Raw genomic sequence first — 19,081 nt, forward strand, 5'->3', positions numbered from 1 at the left:
ACAAACGAGTGATGAAATTGTACAAATTCGAGACCATTTGCTACAAGACAAGCTAACTTGAAACGAATAGGATCACGGGCTTTTCAATGAACTGAAAAGAGTGGGTTTTGTACAAGAAATCGAGGAGTGAAAACAGAGTGGCTAACTTCAAAATAAAAAAAGGCTTCGACGTGAAGGTGATCGGCCGACCGAAAACCACCGTTGAGGAATATGCGAGCCAGCAGCTTTTCGCGGTCTACCCTTCCGAGTTCGAAGGGCTGAAGCCCCGCCTTTTGGTTAAGGCAGGCGACACCGTGAAGCGCGGCGACGTGTTGTTCGAAAACAAGAAGAACGAGAAGATGGTCTTCCGTTCCCCGTGCAGCGGCACCATCCGGGCCGTCAACCTGGGCGCGCGCCGCTTCCCGGTCGAGATCCTGATCGACCGCGATCTGCAAAGCACCGAGAACGTCACCTTCGAAACCTACACCCAGGATTCCGTTGGCCAGCTCTCCCGCGAACAGATGGCCGACCATCTGCTGAATGCCGGGCTCTGGCCGCTGATCAAGCAGCGCCCGTTCAGCAAGATCGCCGATCCGGACACGGCCCCGAAGGCCGTCTTCATCAACGCCGCCAATTCCGCCCCCTTCCAGGCGGACTTCAGCGTGGTGTTGAAAGGCGACGAAGACGCCTTCCAGACCGGCATCAACGCACTGGCCCGACTCACCGAAGGCAAGGTGCACCTGTGCAAATCGGCGGGTTCGGATATTCCGGATTTCCAGCATGCGGAAAGCCACACCTTTGCCGGCAAGCATCCGTCGGGCAACACCAGCGTTCACATCAACCGCATCAGCCCCATCCTGCCGCACGACACGGTTTATACCCTGGCGGCACAGGACGTGATTCTGATCGGCAAGCTGCTCACCACCGGCGAGCTTCCGAAAACCAAGGTGATCGCCCTTGCGGGCCCCGCGGTCAAGGAGGAGTTCCGCCAGTATTACAAGGTGCAGCTTGGCGCCAGCCTCCAGCCGTTGCTTGAAAAGACCCTCGAGGGCGAAGAAGTCCGCATCATCAACGGAAACATTCTCTGGGGAGAAAAGGTCCAGGCCGACACCTGCGTGCCCTACTATGGCTCCGAACTGTTCGCCCTCGAGGAAGACCGCTCCCGCCACCTGATGGGCTGGACGATGCCCGGGCTGTTCCAATACAGCTCGCATCGCGTCAACCTGTCGTCGGTCATGGGCTTCGCCCACGAGTGGAAACTGGGCACCAGCATGCATGGCAGCAAGCGCGCGATGGTCGTGACCGGGTGGATGGACAAACACCAACCGCTCAACATCATGACCGACTTTCTCATGCGCGCCTGCCTCGCCCACGATACCGACGAGATGGTCCAGCTCGGCATCCTGGAAACGGATCCTGAGGATTTTGCGCTGGCCTCGTTTGTCGATCCGCACAAGACCGATGTCTGCGGCATCATCAAGCGCGGGCTTGAGGAGATCGAGGAGGAAGGAATTTAATGAAAGCTTTATTCGACTTCATGGATAACAAAATTGGCCCCCTTTTTGAAAAGGGCGGCAAGTTCGAGCGGCTCTACCCGCTCTGGGAAGCCGGCGACACCTTTAACCGGACGCCCGGGGATGTTACGCCGAGCGCTCCACACGTTCGCGACTCGATCGACCAGAAGCGGTTGATGATCTTCGTGATCTATGCGCTGATCCCCTGCATCCTGTTCGGGATCTGGAACGCGGGCAACCAGTTCAACCTTGCCAACAAGGTTGAGGATGCCACGCTGATGACCGATCTGGTCCGCGGCGCGGCCATGGTGCTTCCGATCATCTTCGTTTCCTACCTCGTCGGCGGACTTTGGGAGGTGCTCTTCGCGATCACCCGCCGCCACGAGATCAACGAAGGCTTCCTGGTTACGGGCATGCTGTTCCCGCTGGTGCTTCCCCCCACCCTTCCGCTGTGGCAGGTGGCGATCGGCATCTCGTTCGGCATCGTGATCGGCAAGGAAATCTTCGGCGGGGTGGGATACAACATCCTGAACCCGGCGCTGACCGCGCGCGCGTTCCTCTTCTTCGCCTACCCGGCGCAGATTTCGGGCGACAAGGTTTGGGTCGGCACGGCCCACACCGCATTCGACAACAACATCTTCTTCGGAACGGTTGCCGAGAATGTCGATGGCGTAACGATGGCCACTCCGCTGGCCGTTGCGTCCGCGGCCGAAGCCGGCACCGATGCGGTCGCCGCGCTGAACGATGCGGGCTTCACCCTCTTCAACATGACGATGGGCAACATTTCGGGATGCATTGGCTCCACCTCGGCGGTCGCCATTGTCCTGGGCGCCCTCTTCCTGATTGCCACCGGGATCGCCTCCTGGCGCGTGATGGTCTCCGGCGTGGTGGGCTGCGTGGCGATGGGCTGGCTGTTCAATGTGCTTCCGCTGGAAAATTCGTTCGCGGCCCTTCCGTTTGTCTACCACCTGGTGATGGGCGGCTTCCTGTTCGGCATCGTCTTCATGGCCACCGACCCGGTTTCGGCCTCGGCCACGAACACCGGCAAGCTGATCTACGGCTTCCTGATCGGCGCGCTGACCGTGCTGATCCGCGTGGCCAACCCGGCCTATCCCGAGGGCGCCATGCTCGCCATCCTGTTCATGAACGTGATGGCACCGCTGATCGACCACTTTGTTGTGCAGTCGCACATTAAAAAGAGAACTGCTTATGCGAGGGCTTTGAACAATGCGTGAAGATACTAGAACCTTGGTTTTCGCAGCCGTGGTCTGCGTGACCTGCAGCCTGCTGCTCTCCGGCACCGCCGCCGGGCTCAAGAGCCGACAGCAGGCCAACGAGGCATTCGACGTGAAGCGGAACATCGTGAAAGCGTTCGGCATCGATATCGGTGCGATGGACCGCCCGACGATCGAGTCCACCTTCGAAAAACACGTGCAGGAGGAAAAGGCCGGCGAGCTGGCGCTGTTCACCTGGACGGACGACGGGGCCGACCAACCTTCCAAATATGCCTTCCCCATTTCGGGCAAAGGGCTTTGGAGCATGCTCTATGGCTACCTCTCGCTGGAGGCCGACCTCGAAACCATCGCCGGCATCAGCTTCTACAAGCACGGGGAAACCCCCGGCCTGGGCGCGGAAATCGAGAAGGCATGGTTCCTCTCGCAGTTCGCGGGCAAGAAGCTCTACAAGGATGGTGCCGCCACGGAGTTCCTGGTGGTCAAGCCCGGCACGCCGCTCACCGACACGTCGGTCGACGGCATCTCGGGGGCAACGCTAACGGGCAAGGGTGTGCAGGCGCTGATCCAGAAGGATGCCGCGGCCTACGCTGAATACTTCAAATCAATCAAGGGGAACTAATCATGGCTTCTGCTGCAAAGAAACTATTGATGGATCCGTTTTCGGACAACAATCCGATCACCGTGCAGGTACTCGGCATCTGCTCAGCACTCGCGGTTACGGTCAAGGTCGACACGGCGATCGTCATGACGCTCGCCCTCACATCGGTGGTCACGCTCTCGAACGTGGTGATCTCCATGTTGCGGAACGTGATTCCAAGCGGAATCCGCATGATCGTTGAAATGGCGGTCATCGCTTCGCTCGTGATTATCGCCGACCAGCTGCTGCGAGCCTTCCTGTTCGATATCAGCAAACAGCTTTCGGTATTCGTTGGCTTGATCATTACCAACTGTATCGTGATGGGACGCGCGGAAGCCTTCGCCCTGCAGAACCCGCCGAAGGAGTCGCTCCTCGACGGTCTCGGCAACGGCCTGGGCTACGGCATCATCCTGATCGCCGTGGCCTCGATCCGCGAAGTGCTCGGTTTCGGCTCCTGGCTGGGATTCAACCTGATGCCCGAAAACTTCATGGGCAACGGACTCGCGCTGCTCGCCCCGGGCGCCTTCATTATTCTCGGATTGCTGATCTGGGCCCAACGCACCGTTAGCAAGTACGTAGAGGAGTAGAACCATGGAACTGTTAAGTCTATCGATCAAAGCGATCTTCGTTGAAAACATTCTGCTGGCCTACTTCCTGGGCATGTGCTCCTTCCTCGCCTGTTCGAAGAAGGTCGACACGGCCATCGGCCTCGGATTCGCCGTGATCTTCGTTCTAACGATTACCCTGCCGGCCAACTGGGCCATCCACCACTTCCTGCTGCGCGAAGGCGCGCTGGTGTGGCTGAACCCCAAGTTTGCCGATCTGGACCTGAGCTTCCTGAACTTTATCTGCTTCATTGCAACGATCGCCTCCATGGTGCAGCTCGTTGAGATGATTCTCGATAAATTCTTCCCGGCACTCTACCACGCGCTCGGCATCTTCCTGCCGCTCATCACGGTGAACTGCGCCATCCTCGGCGGATCGCTCTTCATGGTGGAACGCGAATACGGCGCCGCGGAATCGGCGGTTTTCGGCTTCGCCTCCGGCGTGGGCTGGCTGCTGGCCATCGCCGCCATGGCGGCCATCCGCAAGAAGCTGCGCTACTCGCACCTGCCGGACGGCCTCAAGGGGCTTGGCATCACGATGATCATGACCGGCCTCATGGCCATGGCCTTCATGTGCTTCTCGGGAATCAATCTGTAAGGGCGGGATGCATCCCGCCCCTACCAAGGGACTGAAAAAATGGATAACGTAACTTATATTGTATCGAGCGTCGTTGTTTTCAGCTTCGTCATCATGTTACTGGTGATCATGCTGATGGTTGCGGCCAAGAAGCTGGTTCCGCAGGGACTCGCCAAGCTGAGCATCAACGAAGGCAGTCGCGAACTGGAGGTCAAGCCGGGATCGTCCCTGCTGTCCGCCCTCTCCAACGAAAAGATTTTCCTGCCCTCCGCCTGCGGCGGCGGCGGAACCTGCGCCATGTGCAAATGCAAGGTGCTCGAAGGGGGCGGTGAGCTTTTGCCGACCGAAGCCGGACAGGTCACCAAGGCCGAAGCCAAGGAAGGCGTCCGCCTGGCCTGTCAGCTGAAGGTCAAGGAAGACATGGTGCTGGATATCGAGCCGGAAATCCTCGACATCAAAAAATACGAATGCACCGTACGATCCAACGACAACGTGGCCACCTTCATCAAGGAACTCGTGGTTGAGCTACCCAAGGGCGAAAAGCTCGACTTCCGTGCCGGCGGCTACATCCAGATCGATGTCCCGGCCTACAAGGGGCTTTCCTACAAGGACTTCGACATCGCACAGGAGTACCGCGGCGACTGGGACAAATTCGACCAATGGCAATATGTGGCCAACAACGACGAGTCGTGCTTCCGCGCCTATTCCATGGCGAACTTCCCGCTGGAAGACGACATCATCATGCTGAACATCCGCATTGCTTCCCCGCCGCCGGGCACCAGCTATCCGCCGGGCGTCTGTTCGAGCTATGTGTTCAACCTGAAGCCGGGCGACAAGATTACGATCTCCGGCCCCTACGGTGAATTTTTCGCCCAGGAAACCGAACGCGAAATGTGCTTCATCGGCGGCGGCGCCGGCATGGCCCCGATGCGCTCGCACATTTACGACCAGCTCAAGCGCATCGGCACCAAGCGCAAGATTACCTTCTGGTATGGCGGGCGCTCCGTAACCGAACTGTTCTACATGGATGAATTCAAGGAACTCGAAAAGCAGTTCCCCAACTTCACCCTGCACGTCGCCCTCAGCGATCCGCTGCCCGAGGACAACTGGGACGGCCCGACCGGATTCATCCACAACGTCGTGCTCAACGAATACCTCGACAAGCACGAAGACCCGACCGAGATTGAATATTATCTCTGCGGGCCGCCCATCATGCTCAAATGCGTGAAGGACATGGTGCACGAACTGGGCGTCGAGCCCGAGATGGTGCTGGCCGACGACTTCGGAATTTAGCCAACCCCAAACCGAAATTCACCTGCCCGGCATCCGCCGGGCTTTTTTTTATGCAGCAGACCTTGGCTAATCTTCGGGCTCTTCCCCAATCGCCAACGCCTGGAGATCCTCCTCGCCTTCGAGTTCCACCTTTTCAATCTTAGAAAAACGGTTTGAGATCTTGCGGGCCGAAACATTGACCTTGTCGACATCATCGTGGGCCATGCGGATGCGGTTGGCCAAGGAATCCATGCGACCCTGGAACCGTTCGAAATCCTTCGAGAGCGCCACGAGGTGCTCCTGGATAATGTGCACCTGCTTGCGTGTCGCCGCATCCTTGAGCACGGCGCGGGAGGTGGTGAGCACGGCCATCATCGTGGTCGGCGATGCCAGCCAAACGCGAGCCCGCTGCGCCTCCTCGACCAGTTCCGGATAGTGGCCGTGGATTTCGGCAAAGACGGCCTCCGCCGGAATAAACATCATGGCGCCATCGGAGGTTACCCCCGGGATGATGTATTTGCCGGCGATGTCCCGGATGTGTTTCTTGATATCCTGGCGGAACTGCTGCTCGGCCGATTTACGGTCGGCATCGCCCAGTTCGAAATCGACCATGCGCTGGTAGCTTTCGAGTGGAAACTTGGAGTCGATGCAGATGGTGCCGGTGGGTTCGGGAAGGAAAAGCACACAGTCCGCACGCACGCCGTTTTCGAACGTATGCTGCAGCGAATAGCTGTTTTCCGGCATGATGTTGGAGATGAGCGCATTCAGCTGCACCTCGCCAAAGGCCCCGCGCGAGCGCTTGTCGGAAAGTACTTCCTGCAGCGAAACCACGTTGCCGGAAAGCTCCGCAATCTTTTCCTGCGCCTTGTCGATCAAGGCCAACCGCTTGAGCACATCGCTGAAGACGGAGGTGGTTCTTTCGAAACCCTTATCGAGACGCTCCTCAACCTTGCCGCTGATTTCGCCCAGGCGGCGTTCGTTGGTCTCGATCAGCTCCTTGACGCGCTCGCCCAACTGGCGGTTGTTGCGCTCCAACGATTCGTCCACCTTCCTGCGCACACCCTCGACATCCTCGCGAAGCTCCTTTTCCAAGGTTTGGAAAAAGTTTTCCAGGCGCAGGAAGCGTTCTTCGCCCTGCCGGGAGGATTCGTCCATCCGGGTGTTTATTCGGGTGGCCCCGGTCAGCTGGAGCAATAAAACAACCCCCAAAACCACCAGAACCGCAACAAGTAACAGCGTCGTCAGCATGCAATCCTCCAAAGAATCCCTACTATGCCTATTCCGCTGGTCCTTGGAAAGCTTTTGGCTGGATTGGTCGACTGCCAGGTGCTAGCTTGCATATCGGTCAAGGGAGATGACCGGGAAGTCATAGGGAGTGATGCAGATTTCTTTGAGCGACAGTATGATTAGCGAGTTCCTGAGTGGACTCTTTGCCGTATTTTCCCTAGTGGCGGTCGGCGGAATTCTTTCGCTCGTTCTCCAACGGATGGCCAGAAGCTTCCCCTTCACGCGCCTTTCGCTGATTCTGGGCCTCGCCCCGCTCAGCTTCTTCAAGTTCCTTGAACCCGGCGGAAGCTCGACCCTGTTCCTTTATTCAATGATCGTCATTCTGCTTGGGATTACCATCGATGGCATCAGCCACCTGCTCGACCCCCGAGAGTCACCAAGGGCCAAGGCCGCACCCAAGAAGGCGGAAGCCGGGAAGGAAGCGGAGCCCGCACCCGGCATGATCGTTTGGGAAAAGACGGAATAAAGGGCGCAACTACGCCCCCTTTACCCGCTTATGGAAATGCGGCGAATCGCCGCGTTCGTTGAAGCCAACCTCCTCGCCAATCCCCGAGATCCGGCCACTCAGGCAACCCCGGCACATGGACGAGTTTTCATCGGTGCACGGCTTGTTGTCGTAAAGCTGGTATTTCGGGCGGAATTCGGTTTCGGTCACATTGGGCATAATGACGTTGGCGCCGCATTTGAGGCCTTGCTCACGGCCCGTGTATTCCAACGCCTGCAGCGCCGTCGCTGCTGCAATATTGATATCCTTCAGCACGATGCGGGTTACGGCAATCATCTTTAGGCCCAGCGTGAGGGCATCCTTTTTCTGCTCGTCGGTATAGGGCGGAACCTCCTCGCCCATCGGCGTGTCGGAATGCGGGATGTAGGGCCCCATTCCGACCATGTCGATATCGATCTCCTTCAGGAAAAGAATGTCGTTCGCCAGATCGCGCATCGTCTGCCCAGGCAATCCCATCATGACGCCCGTTCCAACCTGGTAGCCCGTGCGGCGCAATGCGGCCAGGCATTCCTTGCGGGTTTCCATCGAATGGTCTTCCGGATGAATCCGGGCATAGAGTTCCGGATTGGTGGTTTCGATGCGCAGCAGGTAGCGGCTTGCTCCGGCCTTGCGCCAGCGGCGGTAAACCTCTTCCGTCTGTTCCCCTAGCGAAAGCGTAATGCCGAGTTCGCGGTTGGATGCTTCATGGATCCGCTTCACGACCCGCTCGATCATTTCGATGTAGGCGGTATCCTGGCGCTCGCCGGACTGGATAACGCAGGAGCCATATTCCGCTTCGTAGGCCCACAAGGCTTCCTTGAAGATTTCCTCCTCGTCCATCAGGAAGCGCTCAACGTTCTTGTTGCTTTTGCGGATGCCGCAATAGTAGCAATCCTTCATGCACAGGTTGCTGCACTCGATCAGCCCGCGGAAATAGGCGATCTTCCCGACATACTGCTCCTTGATGTAGTAGGCCGCATCGTATAGCGCCTGCAGCTCGTCCGGGTCGGAGATTGTCAGCAGCGCCTCGATTTCCTCCACGCAAAGATTTTCTTTCCGCTTCGCCTTCTCCAATATATTCAAAACCATTTTACTCACCTTTTCCTCCGATGTTCAGGACCTAATGTTCGAAGTTTCCGTTTAAAAATAAAGATCGCGGGCGCCCTGCTTCACCTGCTGGATGCGCTCGGTCAGCTTTGCTTTTTGGTCGCTTTGGGGCATGCGTTCGAGTTCGCGTTCGATCTGGATCATGCCCGCCTTTTTGGTTTCGGGCGAGGAATAGTCCTCCATGTATTCGAGGAAGGTCAGGATCGCATTGGGCGTGCAAAAACGTTTGACGAAGCCCGGCACGGCGAACTCCATGAAATGCTCGCCCGTCCGGCCGAGGCGGTAGCACCCGGTGCAGAACGACGGGATAAAGTCGGCCTCGCACAGTTCACGGATCACCTGGTCGAGCGAGCGTCCGTCGTTGAGGACGAACTGGCTCTTCTTGTACGACTCCTCGTCCTGCGTCGAATAGGCCCCGACGCCGATATCCGAGCCGGCATCGATCTGCGACACGCCAAACTTGATGATATCGTTGCGCAGTTCGACCGACTCGCGGCACGTCAGGATCAGCCCCGTGTACGGAACCGCCAAGCGCAGAATTGCAACCAACCGCTTGAAGTCAAAATCGTTAACGCCCGGATACTGCCCGGTATCCGTTCCGATGGCGGGCTCGATGCGCGGGAACGAAATCGTATGCGGCCCAACCTTGAAACGCTCCTCGAGGTGGATCGTATGGTAGAGCAGCGCCATCGTTTCGAAGCGCCAGTCGCCCAGCCCCATCAGCGCGCCGATGCCCACGTCGTCGATGCCCGCCTCCTGCGCGCGGTCGAGGCCGTGGAGCCGCCAGAGAAAATCGCTCTTGGGGCCTGAAGGATGCACCTTGGCATAGGTTTCGCGATGGTAGGTTTCCTGGAAAATCTGATACGTTCCGATGCCCGCCGACTTGACCAACTTGAAGCCTTCGATATCCAGCGGTGCGGCATTGATGTTCACGCGGCGGATCTCGCCGTTGCCGTGCTTCTGGGCATAGACCTCCATCACGGTGTCGTGGATGAACTGCGCGTCGTATTGCGGATGTTCGCCGTAGACCAGGATCAGGCGTTTGTGCCCCTTGTTGACCAGCGCCTTGATCTCGCTATCGAGCTCCGGCATGGTCAGCGTCTTGCGTGCCACTTCCTTGTTGGTGCAGCGGAAGCCGCAGTATTGGCAGTTGTTTACGCAGTCGTTTCCGATGTATAGCGGCGCGAAGAGCACGATGCGGTTGCCGTAGACCAGCTCCTTCAACCTGCGCGCACCCTCGAAGATTTCCTCGGCGAGCTCCGGCGAGTCGGCATTGATCAGCGTCGCCATCTCCTCCGGCTCCAGCCGGTTCTTATCCAACGACCGCTGGATGATTTCCCGCACGCGTTCCGGTGTCGGGTTCTTGGTCTTTTCCAGCCAATCCGCAATCTCGTCCTCAGGAATGAAGCTCTTCAACCCCTCGGTTTCAACTTTCGGCAATCCACGTTTCATTTCATTCTCCAGAGCGTGACGATTGAAACGTAAGGCGTGAATGGATCTTCACGCCTCACGGCTCACTCATCACGCATTTTCATACGCATCCAGTGCCGCAGGGAACGGGGACAACACCCGTCTTAGCACCCCTTGGGTTTGGGCAATGCACATTCCATAGTTCGTGATCGGCACACCGGCCGCTTCGCATTTTTCAATTCTTGAAAGCACCTCGCGGCGGTTCTGCATGCAGCCGCCGCACTGCACCGCCAGCTTGTATTCGGACAGGTTGTCCGGAAAGTCGCGGCCGGAATAGACATCGATCCGCACATCGACGCCAACATACTGCCGGAGCCAGCGCGGGATCTTCACCCGGCCAATATCGTCCTCCAGCGCATGGTGGCTGCACGATTCGGCAATCAGCACCTTGTCGCCCGGCTCCAGCTTGTCGATGGCCGCCGCACCGCGGGCAAACTTGCGCAGGTCGCCCTTCAACCGCGCGAACAGGATCGAAAAGGTGGTGCAGGGAATCTCCGGCGGCGTATCGGCCACCATCTTGAGCACCATCTGGGAATCGCATATCGCCACATCCGGTTTTTGCTTCAGGATGGCGAGCATGTGCGCATATTCGCGCTCCTTGCAAACCAGCGATGCCGCATCGTTGTCGAGCGCATCGCGGATGGTCTGCACCTGCGGCAGGATCAGGCGGCCCTTGGGCGCCTGCAGGTCGATCGGCACCACCAGCATGGCGAGCCCGCCCGGCTTCACCAAATCGCCCATCAGCGGCGGCGGGGTGATGAATTCATCCGGACACACCCGCAACAGCTCGGCCTTGAGGGCCGCCAGGACATGGTCGCGCGAAGCGAGGTCGGTGCTGTTGCACCGAAGGAAGGAAGGATCGGACGGATTCGACAGATCCGCCTTGTTGGCCACGTTGATCACCGGGATTTTCTTCTCGGCCGCCTTGGCTTCCACGCTCTTTTCAAAGTCGGTGGTTTGGCACCCTTCGTGGAGCAGCAAAATCACATCGGCGCGGTCGAAGACGCGCTCGGTGCGGTCGATGCGCTTTTCCCCGAGCGCCGTGGTGTCGTCGATGCCGGCGGTGTCGAGGAAGACCACGGGGCCGATCGGCAGCAGTTCCATCGGCTTTTCCACCACGTCGGTCGTGGTGCCGGCCTGTTCTGAGACAATCGACACGTCCTGGCCGGCCACCAGGTTCAGGAAACTGGATTTCCCGACGTTGGTGCGGCCAAACAAGGCGATGTGCAGTCTTAAGCTTTTAGGTGCGGTTTTCATTTTTAGAGTTTTTGACGTTTGAGCCGTGAGGCGTGAAAGATCTGCTCACGTTTCATTCGTCATTTTTCACGTTCGGTGCCCCAGGGCCATGAGGTTTTGCGGGGAAAGGGTTTTTTCGACCAGCTCCGTCCCCAATTGGTTTTCAAGATATGTCCGGAAATCGGTTGCGCCATCGAATTGTTTAACGAGTTCGGTGGAGCGGTCGTAGCCAATGGCCGGAAGGAAGGCGGTGACGATTTCAACCGAGGCATTAAACTGGCGTTCGCATTCGGCCTCGTCGGCCACGATGCCTTCGGCATGCGTTGAGAGCATATGGCAGGCCGCGCCGAGCAGCTCCATCGATTCGAGCAGGGCCGCTGCGAGCAACGGCATGAATTCGTTGATCTGCAAACTGCCGCGCGAGGCGCATTCGGTGACGATGAAATCGTTGGCCTGCACCTTGATGCCGATCTGCATGACACTTTCGAGGATCACCGGATTGACCTTGCCCGGCATGATCGAAGAACCGGCCTGCACGGCGGGTAGCTTGATTCGTTTGTTCATGTGCAGCAGGCGCAGGTCGCCGCAGATTTTAAGCAGGTTGGCGGCACAGGCTTTCAGGATGCCGGACACCTCGACGAATGCATCGGCGTTGGCCGTTTGATCGACCAGGTTTTCGCCGCGACTCAGTCCAAGGCCGGTGACCTCCCGGAGCTTGTCGGTCACGAGGAATATATAGCTGCGCGGTGCGGTGAGCCCGGTGCCGACGGCCGTGCCGCCCAGGTTGATGACGCGCAGGCGTTCCTCGCACTTGAAGGTGCGCCAGCGGTCGCGGGCAAAGGCTTCGGCAAAGGCGCCGAATTCCGCGCCGAGGGTTAGCGGAACGGCTTCGACGAGTTCGGTTTTCCCGATGGTTGGGATGTGGGCGAACTTGTTTTCCAACCGTTGGAAGGCGCCCTGCAACGCCTCGACTTTTTCCGCCAATCCGCGCAACCCTTGGATGGCGGCAACCTTGACGGCGGTTGGGTAGACATCGTTGGTGGACTGGTGGAGGTTGACGTCTTCTATGGGATGGACGGTGCTCCCGGCCTTGTTGGCAATGAGTTCATTGAGCATCATGTTGGTCGAGGTGCCGGCCCCGCCTTGGAGCGCGGACAAGGGATAGTTTCCATTTGATGCCTGGATTTCTTCACAGGCATAGATGACGGCGGCGGCCTTTTCCGGAGAGAGGAGCCCGAGCTCCTTGTTGGCCAGCGCGCAGGCCTTTTTAACCTGGGCAAGCGCGGCGATGAGGGCCGGCGGCACCGGGCGTCCGGGAATCGGGAAGTTTTCCAAGGCCCGCGCGGTATGGATGCCCCACGGGGCATCGGCCGGAATTTGCTTTTCCCCTAATAAATCTTTTTCGGTTCTGGTGTTCATAAGTGGCCCGTAGACTACGCGGATGGACGCGGCTAAACCTTGATGGAGGTCAAGGAGTGGCCATTTTGCTCAACATGGATTTAACGGAAACGCCGGAAACGCGGCCGAGTTTCCCGGTAAGGGAACCGAGCTGGTCGGTGGTGGCATCGATGACGAGGGTGATGGCGGAGCAGTTGCGTTCGGGGCATGGCACGCCGGTGCGCGCGAGAATCATATCGCCGAATTCGGACAGCAACGTGTTGACGGTGGCCGCGTTCGATTCGCGGTCTTCGATGATTAGGCCCACAAAGCCCAGGCGTTTTTCCATCGTGGTCTCCTCTGTTCCGCATGCGAAACGTTCAGATGATGATTCAAGAACCCTTGCAGCCCGCCGTGGCCGATTGCGCAGGAAAGTCGCCACCCTACCTAAAGACGTAGGGTTGGCAAGGAATATCTAGTAAAAGCGTTTGGGGCGGGTTGGCCATGCCCGTTCGCAGTTGTCGTCGAACATTTTGCCAACGGGGAGTTTCCTGAGGTTTTCGATATGGGTGAACCAATCTTCATTTTTGGCTCTATGGGCAATGACTTCGCCACGGCTGTCGGTCACGACCAGCATATAGCCTTCGTATAGCTCGCCCCGCAGCTGGCCATTCATTTCGAACTCGATGAGCTCGATCGTTTTGCTGGGCAGCTCGAAGACGCTCCTGCTGCCGTCCGAGAGCCGGAAGTTTTCCTTTTTGTAGTCGAGCAGGATGAACTTGTCGCCGGCCTTTTCCTCTCCAACCACGAAAAACTCCAGGGTCAACTCGTGGTTGTATGGGCGGGTGGACTTTTGCTTCACCACGGCGGTGAAGTCGTTGTACATCGCACTCGGGAGCTCACTCAGGCTGTCGGCGAACACGCGCTGCTTGGTGGTTCTGGAGGCCGAAAGATCCAAATCCGGAGGAGAGCTCAGTTCGATATACGTGATATCCTCCGCCGACATGTCCTCTTCCGGAACCTTAATGACCTTGCCCCGGTCTGTTTTGAGGGAAACCTTTCCGCCAATCATGGAAACGAATTCGGCCTCAAGCGTCTTTCCGTTTTTCAGCGTCCACACCCGGGGTTCCGCGAAAGCCGCCGAGCAGGCCAACAGCAAACCAATCAATAGAAATGAAATTTTCATGAGTATCCGTGTTTTAGAAGTCCCGGAACACCGGGCCATTGGTAAACGTGCACTCGCCCTCGGGAAGATACTTGTAGATTTCCTCCAACTGGTCGCGCGTAAACTGTTCGGTCTTGAAGGCGGGCAGCAACGGGCCGCCCTGGCGGGTTTGGGGATATTCCACCCCATCCACTTCCACGAGCAGGCAGCAGGCAACCTGACCGCCGACCCACTCCCCGAAGAACAGTTCCATATCCACCGGCTCGCCGGCTTTCAGCTCAATCCAGTCCCCCACATGCATGGTTTGGTTCGCCAGGAAATATTTATCGCTGTCGGCATCGGACGATTGCCAATAGTCCAATTGCTCCAGACGGCCGTCCCATCCGTTCAAAAGGACATGCTCCCCGTCCACAAGAACACTGATATAGGCATCGCCGATGCCCCAGAAACGGAACTTGATGTCTTCCTTGTAAACCAGCTTGCCCTTGTAGTTCACGAAGAAGAAATAACTTTCCAGCTCGGGGATGCCGAACGCATCCGGCGCAAGGGGCGCAACGATCGGGGGCACCATGAAATGGGTGGTATAGAGTTTCTTGGGCGATTGGTAGTAGCGGGCGAGCTTGGATTTCTTGAAGCCGGCCCGGGCATAGTCGCGCAGTTCCAGCATGAATTGAACCTGGTCCATCGGGATCAACCCCCCGCGCCGGTCATACAGCAGGTGGTAGATCGTCCCCTCGAAATCGTTGCCGATGGACTGGCCGCCACCAAAAACGCTGAGTTCCCCGAGATCGGGGATAATATCGAAACCGCCGACCCCGCCAACCAGACCGTCCGCCATGCCGGTCATTTCGGGGAGCTGGATGTCTGGCATACTGGCGCGCTTGACCTTGGTGACAATGCGGGTGGTGGGCTTCGGCTTGGAGGTTTTCTTCACCTTAACCTTAGGCTTCTTGAGCTTCATTTTCGGTCGGTCAACCGGTTTTGGAGGAACAAACTTTTTCTCCTCCTTATTGACGACCGTAAAAACCACGAGCATTCCGGCCAGCAAGAATGCCGCCGCGTGAATGATCAGACTTAACACAAATCCACTGGGGGCACCCTTGATCACTCCCTTGGATTTTCCATTGCCACGTTTCTTCATGAATATATTGACCCCTCGATTATTCTCCGAAACAAATAAGCCGATCAATATACGCCAGATGCCTCCAAAAAAAAACCCTAAAGAAACCCTAAACACACCGTTATGTTCAGTTTCAGTGATTTGTGCACCTGCGGAATTGCAGTTTCCAACCGCAGGATGCGGCCCTCGGGGTTACGGCATTCGCCGCTTCAGGACTCCGGAAGGTTCTTATACCAAATTAAACTGATTCGTTTTTTTACCACAGAGGGTTAGGATGCTCTGTGTCTCTGAGATCTCTGTGGTAAAAAATCCGTGTCTTCGGTGTTCATCTGTAGCTTCAAATAATTTGGTTGCGGCACCGCTGCTCCAGGTCCTCTGTGGTGAGACCATTCAAGCTAAGTTCCTATTAAAAGCGAAAATGGCCCATTGGCATCCTGTCCCCAAACGGAATTAATTTAAGAATAGGCTTTATCCCAGTCCCGTTCCCAATGGATTATCAAATTAATCATGAATTCAATCGACGACCTACTCCAACCCTACTCCGAGCTGGAAACGGCGATTCGCGGGCTGATGGCCAAGCTGTTCAGCGATACGTGCGGCATGTGCACAGCCTGCTGCTGCCGGGCGGATATCTGCGAAGAGGCCACCGATAGCGCCTTCCTGCTGAAGTTGCTAGAGCGGCAGGGGTTGAAGGCCGATGCCATGGACGAGCGGTTTGGCTGGCTCGACCTGCATGGTTGCTCGCTGGAATACGGTCGACCGCCGATATGCTATGAGTTTTTCTGCGATGAGTTGCTTGCCCGCCTGCCCGACGAAGAGAGCCGCGTGTCCGCACGCGTTCTGGGCAAGCTCCTGGATCATGTCGGGCAAAAGGCCCTGGGCGGATGGCACCTGGTTGAGGTGATGGAGGCGGAAGACCTGGCAAAGGTGGATCTCGGAGGCGTTTCCCGGCGGTTGGAGGAGGCCATGGCCGCCTATGAAGTGATCGAGCACTATGCGCAGAGCGGCAGGTTGAGCAAGGCCGACCACGAAATCCTCGACGCCATCAAGCTCGACATCCCCTAGCCCGGCGACCGGTTAGTCCTGCATCACATCCCATTTGGGGCGTTGCCAGCTTTCCTTGAAGGCCTCGGCATTGCGCTCGACAATGGAATTGGACTTTTCCACCGCATCGAGGAACAGGACGAATGAAAACGCCTGCCCCTCGCCCATGCTGGCAACCGCCTGCTCGGCAAGCCGGTTGGGCGGCAGCAACCGCCGGCCGCTAATCACTTCCGGTTGCAGCGGAAGCTCGCCGGCGGCCCGGTAGGCCTTGTAGACCAGCTCGGAACACACCAGCATGTTGTCGGTGGTGAAATCGAAATTGAGGTCGTAGGGCTTGCCATGGTGGGAAAATGCCCCCAACAAGGCCTTGAACTTTTCGGCCTTCGTCAGGTTCGGGCGGATGACGCCAAGATAGTCGCACCGGGCACTGGTCTCCAGCGATTGGAAGACCACGCCGGGGCGGATGGCCTCGATGACGCGAACGGGATAGCCGTCGTCGGCAACCGTGCGCATGGCCACCATCGCTTCCGGGTGCAAGGCCCTCAAGGTATCGAGCGGCGGGAAGCCGAGCTCGCCGAAGTAGGCCTCGACCTCTTCGGCTGTTCCGACATAGAAGGCAACGTGCGGCCAGAAGCCGGGAATGCCGATATTGGTCATGTGCCAGTTCCGCCGCTGGATGAGGATGTCGCCGGGCTCGAGCCGGGGCTGGCATTCGGCCAGAATTTCCGGCGTGATGAGATAATCCCGCCGCGCGGTGCGGATATGGCTCATCTGAACGGCGACATTCTTCTGCACCGGCAACAGGGTTTCGAAGGCGGCGCGTTCCAGGATGGCCAGCGGATTCTCAACGAAGATTTCGGCATTGGCCCCGAAGGATTTCACCAGGGCCTTCCGGCGTATTTCGAAGTCGGCCACAATCCCCGCATCGATGCCCGAATCCTTGCGCACCAGCGCATAGTAGGCCGCCGCGGCGTTGAGGCGGAGCATGACGTTCGGGTTGGTGAGGCGCTGCTTCATGAAAAAATAGCTATCTGGCGGGATGCCCTCCCCTTCCTCGTTGAGCAGGGTTTCCATGAATTCGTTGCCATCGACCATTTCAACGATTTGCAGACAGGCGTTGTATTGCGCAACGTAGGCCATGTAGGCGAGCAGGAAGGTATCGGAATGAAGCCGCGGTTCGGCCACGTAGTCGATCTGGTAGAAGCCGCGGTATTTGCCCTTGAGCAGGTCGAACTCCAGGAAGGCCATGGCTCCATCGCGCCAAAGGGAGCGGATCGTTCCCCGCTCGGCCCTGGATAGGCTATTCACTTCCCGGCCCAGCAGGCCGTTTGCCTCAAAGGTCTCCACCAGGTCGTCGGCGGACTCGCGCAGCATCAGATAGCTGCTCAAGTCGTCCGAGAGCCCGCTCCGAAGCTCATCGCCGGTCATCCCGAGCAGAGGGCTGCGCTCGACGGGAAACAGGGCCCACGTCACATAGAAGGCCGCAATCAAGACGAGCGCCACAATGCCGTGCGGCAGGAACGGGCGCGTTTTCTTTTTGATTTTGTGCTTTTGGATGCGCAGCAACCGGCGGTTGATCTGGTAGGAGGCCATCAACGGGAGCCAGCCCAGACCCAGCAACGAAAACGCAACCACCCGATGCGAGGGATACGCAATCTTCATTCCAAGCACAACGATGGCCGCAAGCAAGAGCGCCAGGGTAACCAATAGGAGACGTTTGTTTTTCAGCATCGGGAAAGAGTAGCGAACAGGCGCCGAAGATCAACGGATTTATGCATGCTCAGAACCGGTGCCCCACCATCAGGTAGAAACCGACGTCGGGGGTGGCATCCGTGGAAAGCTGCTCCGAGATGCCCAGATCCATTAGCACATCGCCCGGCAAATGCACCGTGCCGCCCGCGAGCAGCTGCAGGGAATGGCCCAGCTGCAGGAGCTCGGTATCGTACATGGCCGAATGCAGATCAACCTGCAGCTTCATGTCGAGCCACGTCAGGGCCCGCCACCCGAGCGATGCCCCGCCATAGCCGGCAAAATTGCGCTGCTTGTCGCCCAGAACCTCCGAGTCGCCCATATAGAGCAGGCCCAGATTGGCGGAAACCACGGTGTTGATGGACTGGAGCAAATCGTAATCCGTGTAGGCGAGCCCGGCGGAAACATCCGTACCGCCGCTTCCGAGCAGGTCGGAGGAATTGCCAGTGGGCAGTTTCAGCACAGAGCGTGCGGCGAGATGGCGCCGGGCCCCGATCGATCCGGGTAAAAGCGAGACGGCGGCCGTCAACCGGATATCGCCCAGCCCACTATGCGTATCGGTCATCTCAAAGAGCGTATCGCCGTTTTCACCGATTTGATAGTGGATCTGGTTTTTCTCGAATTCCATCTGGCGGTCGTTCGAATAGCCGAACAGTTGATGGAACTTGCGAATGGTGGAATCGAGGTATCCGCCGCTGTGCACGATATAGGGAAGATCGATGCCCAGTTCAAGGCGTTCGGAAACCCCATAGCGCAACTTCAGGCAATATTGCGCGGTTTCCCCGTCCCAGATAAAGGTTTCCCCGTTATCGGCCTCTTCAGAAAATGCGTTGTTCGATACGTAGTACAAAAAAGCGGCATCGAGCTTCCCCTTGGGGGTTATGGTGCCGGCTTCGGATTTCGGCAGCCCGTAGATCTGGACAAACGGGTTTTGGTTGGCCACATAAACCGGATCGGTTCGCTCGACGGCCAGGGCAGCACCCGCACCGATGAGCGACGCCACGGCCCAGGTTTCCAGGAATTTAATTTTCAACTTCACGATTAGGTGCACCTTTCCAAAAGCAACATGACCCCGATGCAATTCAATAGGGTGACACTAGGCATCCACCAGGGGGAAGTCCAGCGGTGGATGCTTTTCTTTTTACGGCATTGCAGGCGCCATCCGAAAACAGTAGTTTTTGTGGTTTTTAAGAAAAGGATGATTTGCTGTGCTTGGATTACGA

18 protein-coding genes are annotated in these 19,081 nt (G+C 57.8%); 8 read left to right on the plus strand and 10 right to left on the minus strand.

The annotated features are described in order from the left end of the window. Window positions 1-137 precede the first annotated feature (137 nt). From E9954_RS13965 to nqrF, 6 genes are read left to right on the plus strand one after another with little or no spacing between them, the layout of a single operon-like run. Window positions 138-1,496 (plus strand): Na(+)-translocating NADH-quinone reductase subunit A, encoded by a 1,359-nt coding sequence (locus E9954_RS13965; RefSeq protein ID WP_168442251.1) that lies wholly within the window; start codon window positions 138-140, stop codon window positions 1,494-1,496. Then, a complete protein-coding gene (locus E9954_RS13970; RefSeq protein WP_136079765.1) occupies window positions 1,496-2,728 on the plus strand; it encodes an NADH:ubiquinone reductase (Na(+)-transporting) subunit B in 1,233 nt (410 codons plus the stop codon). Before E9954_RS13965 ends, E9954_RS13970 begins: the two co-directional genes overlap by 1 nt. Next, window positions 2,721-3,347, plus strand: coding sequence for an FMN-binding protein (locus E9954_RS13975; protein WP_136079766.1), 627 nt, complete (start codon window positions 2,721-2,723; stop codon window positions 3,345-3,347). Before E9954_RS13970 ends, E9954_RS13975 begins: the two co-directional genes overlap by 8 nt. A 2-nt stretch (window positions 3,348-3,349) precedes the next feature. Then, window positions 3,350-3,952, plus strand: coding sequence for an NADH:ubiquinone reductase (Na(+)-transporting) subunit D (locus tag E9954_RS13980; RefSeq protein ID WP_136079767.1), 603 nt, complete (start codon window positions 3,350-3,352; stop codon window positions 3,950-3,952). A gap of 4 nt (window positions 3,953-3,956) precedes the next feature. After that, the gene (nqrE, locus tag E9954_RS13985) at window positions 3,957-4,568 is read left to right on the plus strand and encodes an NADH:ubiquinone reductase (Na(+)-transporting) subunit E (RefSeq protein ID WP_136079768.1); all 612 of its coding nucleotides are present in this window, start codon (window positions 3,957-3,959) and stop codon (window positions 4,566-4,568) included. A 39-nt stretch (window positions 4,569-4,607) separates the two neighbouring features. Then, on the plus strand, window positions 4,608-5,840 hold the full coding sequence (gene nqrF, locus E9954_RS13990) for an NADH:ubiquinone reductase (Na(+)-transporting) subunit F (protein ID WP_136079769.1): 1,233 nt from the start codon (window positions 4,608-4,610) through the stop codon (window positions 5,838-5,840). Window positions 5,841-5,906: 66 nt separating this feature from the next. Here the strand turns inward: nqrF and E9954_RS13995 are convergent, their stop codons facing one another. After that, window positions 5,907-7,067, minus strand: coding sequence for a DNA recombination protein RmuC (locus E9954_RS13995; RefSeq protein ID WP_136079770.1), 1,161 nt, complete (start codon window positions 7,065-7,067; stop codon window positions 5,907-5,909). 154 nt (window positions 7,068-7,221) lie between these two features. On the opposite strand from E9954_RS13995, the gene E9954_RS14000 reads away from it, so the two are divergent. Beyond that, the gene (locus E9954_RS14000; protein ID WP_136079771.1) at window positions 7,222-7,572 is read left to right on the plus strand and encodes a hypothetical protein; all 351 of its coding nucleotides are present in this window, start codon (window positions 7,222-7,224) and stop codon (window positions 7,570-7,572) included. A gap of 9 nt (window positions 7,573-7,581) precedes the next feature. Here E9954_RS14000 and hydE read toward each other — a convergent pair whose 3' ends face one another. From hydE to E9954_RS32500, 7 genes are all read right to left on the minus strand, one after another. Continuing rightward, a complete protein-coding gene (gene hydE, locus E9954_RS14005; RefSeq protein WP_136079772.1) occupies window positions 7,582-8,679 on the minus strand; it encodes a [FeFe] hydrogenase H-cluster radical SAM maturase HydE in 1,098 nt (365 codons plus the stop codon). A gap of 51 nt (window positions 8,680-8,730) precedes the next feature. Continuing rightward, window positions 8,731-10,149: a [FeFe] hydrogenase H-cluster radical SAM maturase HydG gene (gene hydG, locus E9954_RS14010; protein WP_136079773.1), complete on the minus strand. Its 1,419-nt coding sequence runs from the start codon at window positions 10,147-10,149 to the stop codon at window positions 8,731-8,733. A gap of 69 nt (window positions 10,150-10,218) precedes the next feature. Continuing rightward, window positions 10,219-11,424, minus strand: a complete 1,206-nt coding sequence (gene hydF / locus E9954_RS14015) for a [FeFe] hydrogenase H-cluster maturation GTPase HydF (RefSeq protein ID WP_136079774.1) — start codon at window positions 11,422-11,424, stop codon at window positions 10,219-10,221. A 66-nt stretch (window positions 11,425-11,490) separates the two neighbouring features. Continuing rightward, window positions 11,491-12,822 carry an aspartate ammonia-lyase gene (locus E9954_RS14020; protein WP_136079775.1) on the minus strand — a complete coding sequence of 444 codons (1,332 nt, stop codon included), beginning with the start codon at window positions 12,820-12,822 and terminating at the stop codon, window positions 11,491-11,493. 49 nt (window positions 12,823-12,871) lie between these two features. After that, complete coding sequence (locus E9954_RS14025; protein ID WP_136079776.1) at window positions 12,872-13,129, minus strand: TM1266 family iron-only hydrogenase system putative regulator; 258 nt, start codon at window positions 13,127-13,129, stop codon at window positions 12,872-12,874. A gap of 126 nt (window positions 13,130-13,255) precedes the next feature. Continuing rightward, the gene (locus E9954_RS14030) at window positions 13,256-13,966 is read right to left on the minus strand and encodes an SHD1 domain-containing protein (RefSeq protein ID WP_168442252.1); all 711 of its coding nucleotides are present in this window, start codon (window positions 13,964-13,966) and stop codon (window positions 13,256-13,258) included. Window positions 13,967-13,979: 13 nt separating this feature from the next. Then, on the minus strand, window positions 13,980-15,086 hold the full coding sequence (locus E9954_RS32500; protein ID WP_168442253.1) for a hypothetical protein: 1,107 nt from the start codon (window positions 15,084-15,086) through the stop codon (window positions 13,980-13,982). A gap of 486 nt (window positions 15,087-15,572) precedes the next feature. On the opposite strand from E9954_RS32500, the gene E9954_RS14035 reads away from it, so the two are divergent. Beyond that, window positions 15,573-16,130 carry a hypothetical protein gene (locus E9954_RS14035; RefSeq protein WP_136079778.1) on the plus strand — a complete coding sequence of 186 codons (558 nt, stop codon included), beginning with the start codon at window positions 15,573-15,575 and terminating at the stop codon, window positions 16,128-16,130. A 12-nt stretch (window positions 16,131-16,142) separates the two neighbouring features. Here the strand turns inward: E9954_RS14035 and E9954_RS14040 are convergent, their stop codons facing one another. Together E9954_RS14040 and E9954_RS14045 are read right to left on the minus strand one after the other, a co-directional pair. Next, complete coding sequence (locus E9954_RS14040; protein WP_168442254.1) at window positions 16,143-17,771, minus strand: YiiX/YebB-like N1pC/P60 family cysteine hydrolase; 1,629 nt, start codon at window positions 17,769-17,771, stop codon at window positions 16,143-16,145. A gap of 118 nt (window positions 17,772-17,889) precedes the next feature. Further along, window positions 17,890-18,897, minus strand: a complete 1,008-nt coding sequence (locus E9954_RS14045; RefSeq protein WP_168442255.1) for a DUF3187 family protein — start codon at window positions 18,895-18,897, stop codon at window positions 17,890-17,892. Window positions 18,898-19,081: the final 184 nt, after the last annotated feature.

The sequence above is a fragment of the Pontiella desulfatans genome (assembly GCF_900890425.1).
Lineage (GTDB): Bacteria > Verrucomicrobiota > Kiritimatiellia > Kiritimatiellales > Pontiellaceae > Pontiella > Pontiella desulfatans.